This window comes from Pseudomonas sp. FP1742, from assembly GCF_030687145.1.
Taxonomy (GTDB): domain Bacteria; phylum Pseudomonadota; class Gammaproteobacteria; order Pseudomonadales; family Pseudomonadaceae; genus Aquipseudomonas; species Aquipseudomonas frederiksbergensis_D.
The window spans coordinates 2,112,031-2,117,435 of the sequence record NZ_CP117460.1 but is presented as its reverse complement, the minus strand read 5'-3'; the positions used below and the strand labels follow the sequence as shown (position 1 = coordinate 2,117,435).

General features: G+C 60.9%; 4 protein-coding genes and 2 pseudogenes. 3 read left to right on the top strand and 3 right to left on the bottom strand.

Annotation, left to right across the window (positions count from 1 at the left end; translation table 11 throughout):
- Positions 1-141: 141 nt before the first annotated feature.
- A pseudogene (locus PSH64_RS09540) lies at positions 142-231 on the bottom strand (metal ABC transporter ATP-binding protein); the annotation flags it as partial.
- Between the two features lie 12 nt (positions 232-243).
- A complete protein-coding gene (locus tag PSH64_RS09535; RefSeq protein WP_105344283.1) occupies positions 244-981 on the bottom strand; it encodes a thioesterase II family protein in 738 nt (245 codons plus the stop codon).
- A gap of 193 nt (positions 982-1,174) precedes the next feature.
- On the opposite strand from PSH64_RS09535, the gene PSH64_RS09530 reads away from it, so the two are divergent.
- From PSH64_RS09530 to PSH64_RS09520, 3 genes and pseudogenes are all read left to right on the top strand, one after another.
- Entirely contained in the window at positions 1,175-2,998 is a 1,824-nt protein-coding gene (locus tag PSH64_RS09530; RefSeq protein ID WP_305480520.1) for a glycoside hydrolase family 15 protein, read from the top strand.
- A gap of 831 nt (positions 2,999-3,829) precedes the next feature.
- The gene (locus PSH64_RS09525) at positions 3,830-4,219 is read left to right on the top strand and encodes a hypothetical protein (protein ID WP_105344287.1); all 390 of its coding nucleotides are present in this window, start codon (positions 3,830-3,832) and stop codon (positions 4,217-4,219) included.
- A 36-nt stretch (positions 4,220-4,255) separates the two neighbouring features.
- A pseudogene (locus tag PSH64_RS09520) lies at positions 4,256-4,360 on the top strand (alpha/beta hydrolase); the annotation flags it as partial.
- On the opposite strand, the gene PSH64_RS09515 reads toward PSH64_RS09520, so the two are convergent.
- The gene (locus PSH64_RS09515; RefSeq protein WP_105344289.1) at positions 4,329-5,321 is read right to left on the bottom strand and encodes a GlxA family transcriptional regulator; all 993 of its coding nucleotides are present in this window, start codon (positions 5,319-5,321) and stop codon (positions 4,329-4,331) included. The pseudogene PSH64_RS09520 and the gene PSH64_RS09515 sit on opposite strands and share 32 nt — an antisense overlap.
- Positions 5,322-5,405: the final 84 nt, after the last annotated feature.

Below are 5,405 nucleotides of genomic sequence, written 5' to 3'. Positions count from 1 at the left end.
TTCTTAGCATCCGGATCAGTAGGCAGGAAGCACAAAGGCACGTCGTCCCTATGAAACGAATGCAGACCGGAAAAATTAGCGTTTGAGAACAAGTATCAGAAAGGAGGGTGAAGCGAGGAAAAACAGGCAAATACAAATCTACTGTGGGAGCGGGCTTGCTCGCGAAAGCGGTGTGTCATTCAACATTGAAGTTGGCTGATCCAACGCCTTCGCGAGCAAGCCCGCTCCCACAGGAAAAGCAGGTCAGGCAGTTACCGCCAAGGCATGCCGCCGATGATGAACCTCCAACTGATCCTTGATCACCCGCAGCACCCTGGCTTCGTGCTCATGAATGAAGAAGTGCCCGCCGGCCAACATGTCCACCGAAAAGCTGCCGTGGGTTTCCCTGCTCCAGCCGATCAGCTGTTCGGTGGTGGCCTTGTCAGCCTTGCCGCCCAGCACATGCACCGGGCACTTGAGCAAGGGCCGCTGCACCGGCTGAAAACGACCGCACAACAGAAAGTCTGCGCGCAGAATCGGCAGTGTCAGGCTCATCAACTCTTCATTGGCCAGCACCTCTTCGCTGGTGCCATTGAGGGTGCGTAGCTGCTCGATCAACTGCGCATCGGTTTTCGGCTCGGCAAAGCCGCGATCGTAGTCGGCGCGCATCGTTGGCGCCGCCGTTCCCGAGGCAAACAGCGCCACCGGCTCCGGGCAACCCAACGCACGAAAGGCGTGGGCCAGCTCACACGCGAGCAAGGCGCCCAAGCTATGGCCAAACAGTGCATAGGGTGCCTTGAGCGTCGAACGCAACTCCCTGGCCAATTGCATCGCCAGCGCGCGCATGTCGGTGTGCAGCGGTTCGCCGAACCGTGCGCCCCGCCCCGGCAGCTCCACCGGTTGCAACTGCAGCCACTGCGGCAACTTGCGTCGCCAACGGCTGTAGACCATGGCACTGGCGCCAGAATACGGCAGACACAGCAGGGTCAACTTGGTCACCACGTTTACCTCGAAAAATCGTCTGTATGGGAAGACGACCCGCAAGGGGCGCGAATTAGTCTGCGCCGGTAAATCCCGCCTGGGAGAAAGCGTCGAATTATTGGTTGAGTGTGAAGGCCGGTTCGCCGTCAAATGAACTCTCCGCGGCTTAAACCAGTCAGCTGGTTAGGCCCTCAGTCCCCGGAGTTCCACCGCAATGGCTGATCATTCCGAACGACAAAGCGCCATCGACGCCCACGGCATCATTGGCGACATGCGCAGCGCGGCGCTGGTCAACGACAAGGGCAGCGTGGATTTTTTCTGCTGGCCGGAATTCGATAGCCCGTCGATCTTCTGCGCGCTACTGGACAGCCCCGAAGCCGGCATTTTCCAACTGGCCCCGGACCTGCCAGACGCCCGCCGCGAGCAGATCTACCTGCCCGACACCAACGTCCTGCAAACCCGCTGGCTCAGCGATCATGCAGTGGTCGAAGTCACCGATCTGCTGCCCATCGGCGACAGCGAGGATGATTGGCCGATGTTGATGCGTCGGGTGCGCGTGGTCAGCGGTCAAGCGACGATTCAGATGTTGTGCAACCTGCGTCATGACTATGCGCGGGCTCATACCAAGGCCCGGGCGCGTGGTCAGAGTGTGTATTTCGAGGCCTCCGGGCAGCCGCCCATGCAGCTGTGTTCGGATCAGCCCTTGCACGTCGAAGGCAACGCAGCGATTACCGAATTCACCCTCGAGCAGGGCCAGAGCGCCGAGTTTCTGCTCGGCGGCGTTGACGATCCGCGCTTCAAGGAAGGCGCCGCCGATCTGTGCCTGGAGCGCACTCTGAAGTTCTGGCGCGACTGGATCGGCCAGTCCAATTACCGCGGGCGCTGGCGGGAAATGGTCAATCGCTCGGCCCTGGCGCTGAAGCTGCTGACCTCGCGCAAACACGGCGCCATCCTCGCCGCCGCCACCTTCGGCCTGCCGGAAACACCTGGCGGCGCACGCAACTGGGACTACCGCTACACCTGGATCCGCGACGCCTCGTTCACCGTCTACGCCTTCATGCGCCTGGGCTTCGCCGGGGAAGCCAACGCCTACATGCGCTGGCTGCGCGGCAGGGTCAGTGATTGCCGTGGTAAACCGATGAAACTCAATATTCTCTACGCCATCGATGGCCGCCAGGAGTTGCCGGAAGTCGAACTGGCGCACTTGTCCGGCTATGGCGGCGCGACGCCGGTACGCATCGGCAATCAGGCCTACGAGCAAATCCAGCTCGACATCTTCGGCGAGCTGTTGGACGCGGTGTACCTGGTCAACAAGTACGGTGAGGCGATCTCCCACGAAGGCTGGAAACACACCGTGGAAGTGGTCGATCAGGTCTGCGAAACCTGGCAGCAAAAAGACGTCGGCATCTGGGAAATGCGCGGCGAGCAGTATGATTTCCTGCACTCGCGATTGATGTGCTGGGTGGCGCTGGATCGGGCCATCCGGCTGGCCTCCAAACGCTCGCTGCCCGCCCCGTTCGCCCGTTGGGACCAGACCCGTCAAGCGATCTACAGCGATATCTGGAGCAACTTCTGGAACGAAGAACGCGGGCATTTCGTCCAACACATCGGCGGCACCGGCCTCGATGGCTCGATGCTGCTGATGCCGCTGGTGCGCTTCGTCAGCGCCAAGGATCCGCGCTGGATTGCGACCCTTGAGGCCATCGAGAAAACCCTGGTGCGCGCGGGCATGGTCTACCGCTACCGCAACGACGACAGCCAGATCGACGGCCTGCCCGGCACCGAAGGCGCCTTTGCCGCCTGCTCGTTCTGGTACGTCGAATGCCTGGCCCGGGCCGGTCAGGTAGAAAAGGCGCATCTGGAGTTCGAGCAATTGCTGAAGTATGCCAACCCGTTAGGGTTGTACGCCGAAGAGTTCGACAGCCACGCCCGACACCTGGGCAACACTCCGCAAGCATTGACGCATCTGGCGCTGATCAGCGCGGCGAGCTTTCTGAACAGGAAGCTGAGCGGGGAGAAAAACGTCTGGCAGCCTTGAGACCGAGGCGCCTGCTTCGCTACTACAGATGCACACCGTTCAACTGTGGGAGCGGGCTTGCTCGCGAAAGCGGGGTGTCAGGCGACTTCAATGTTGAATATGAAATCGCCTTCGCGAGCAAGCCCGCTCCCACAATGGATCAGCTGTGTGGCGCAGGCTCCGAGCACCCGATTCATCGACATAGGCGGCAATGTCGGTGGTGGGCGGTACGCAGGTTGGCCAACCGGGAAGTCAGGCACCCGGCGCACTCGAAAGTGCCCCGCGCACAGCCCACCGCGAAGCATACCGACAAGCACAAGAAAAAGCGCCGACATGCTCACGTTGGCGCTTGCACGCCTGACATTGCACGGGTGACCAAACCCGGTCGCTGAATTTGCAACGCCCCCCAAAGCCTAGCGGCTCCCTTTCCTAACCTACAACCGCCAAAACTCGTCGGAAATGTCCCCTTTTACGACGCTTTTTGTAGGATCCAAGCTTACAAGCAATGAACTTAAACACCCTCCGCCTGACACTACTGACGACCTGTGGCGAGGGAGCTTGCTCCCGTCGGGGTGCGCAGCGCCCCCCTGAATGTTCGACCACAGACCTCCAGAAACACTGTGTTTCCTGGCTTTACGACTGCTGCGCAGCCGAACGGGAGCAAGCCCTCTCACCACAGGATCGTGTAGGCCAACTCCCTACAAACGCCAAACAAACCCGCCCAATCAATAAGCAGTAACTCTTTCCTACATCCGGAAATACCTTGTTGCCAGCACCTGCATCCATCCCTACCATCCACGCTCAACGGGCACAGCGGAGCTGTCCAACAAAACCCGAATTCAAGGAACCAGAATGACCCAGCGCATCCATCGCAGCATTGATACCCCACTCCGATCGGGCCTGAACCGGACTGAACTGTGGGAAGGCCCCGACAAAGGCTTGATCAAATGCTGGGAAATCGGCCGTCAGCGCGCCGCCCGCTTCCCCGACCTCGCCCACCAATGCCTCACCGGCGAACTCCCGGTGCTGGGTTGGAAAGGTGGTGTCAGCCGCAGCCTGAAGAAACTCGAAAAATACGGCTCCCTCAAATACCTCGCCCAATGGCAGGGGTTGCGCGGGGAAGATCTGGATATTGATCTGAGCGCGGAACGGGCACTGACCTGTTCCCGGACCAAAATGGTCGTGACATTTACGCCGGATCGGTCGAAGTATTTCAACCAGGTGGCGGACGTGGAAGCCTGAGAAGCAAGACCTCAGGTCGATCTGAATCAGCCGTTGACCGGCCCTTATGAACGCCGAGTGCTGACGGGCATCGGGCATAACATTCCCGAGGAAGCGCCCGAGGCGACGCTCAAGGCATTACTGGATCTGCTGAAGGGCTGACGGAAAACCGCTCGCGATAGGCTTGCGGTGTCACGCCCATGGCCCGCAGAAAACTGCGGCGCAGGGTCTCTTCGCTGCCAAACCCGCATTGCACCGCGACCCGTTTGATCGGTACGCCGGTGTCGCTGAGCAGCCGTCGCGCGGTCTCGACCCGAATCAGTTCGATGGCTCGGGCCGGGGTCTGGCCGGTGTCGGCGCGGTAGTGACGGACGAAGCTGCGTTCGCTCATGCCGGCCTGCAAGGCCAAGGTCGGGATGCCAAGGTCTTTAGTGAGGTTTTCGCTGATCCAGGCGTGAAGCTCGTCGAATCGGTTGCCTTCCTTTTGCAAAGACAAGGTCACGCTGAACTGCGACTGCCCCCCCGGACGCTTGAGAAACACCACCAATTGCCGGGCGACATCCAGGGCCATGGTCCGGCCGAGGTCTTGTTCGACCATGGCCAGGGCCAGGTCGATGCCCGCGGTGACCCCGGCCGAGGTCCAGACCGGGCCGTCATTGATGAAGATCGGGTTGGGTTCGACCTGCAGTTTGGGATGCTGGTGTGCCAATTGCTCGCAGCGGGTCCAGTGTGTCACCACCCGTCGACCGTCGAGCCAACCGCTGGCCGCCAGTAAAAACGCCCCGGTGCATACCGACGCCACCCGCCGGCACCCGATCGCATGCTCACGTACCCAAGCCACCAGCGACTCGTCCTGTGCCGCTGCGTAAACACCCCAGCCACCGGCAATGATCAAGGTGTCGCTGCCCCCATCCGGCAGCGGCTCCGCCAACAGCGCCAACCCCGCCGACGACATCACCGCCCCGCCACCGCTGGCAATCACCGACGGCGCATAGGGTGGCGGCAAACCTTGCTGGCGGGCAATGTCATTGGCCGAGGCGAACACCTGCAAGGGGCCAGTGACGTCGAGCAGTTGCGCGTTGGCAAAGGCCAGCACATGGATGGTTTTCGGGTTGTTCGGCATGTTTGGCGTAATTCGTGGGGTTATTGGCGTATGCGCCAGATCCTACGAGCCTACAGTGAAGTCGTCCACCCCAATCAGGAGAAA

Excerpts from the sequence above, each read along its gene's own strand:
- PSH64_RS09525 (WP_105344287.1), top strand. The coding sequence starts at position 3,830 with ATGACCCAGCGCATCCATCGCAGCATTGATACCCCACTCCGATCGGGC.
- PSH64_RS09515 (WP_105344289.1), bottom strand. The coding sequence starts at position 5,321 with ATGCCGAACAACCCGAAAACCATCCATGTGCTGGCCTTTGCCAACGCG.
- PSH64_RS09530 (WP_305480520.1), top strand. The coding sequence starts at position 1,175 with ATGGCTGATCATTCCGAACGACAAAGCGCCATCGACGCCCACGGCATC.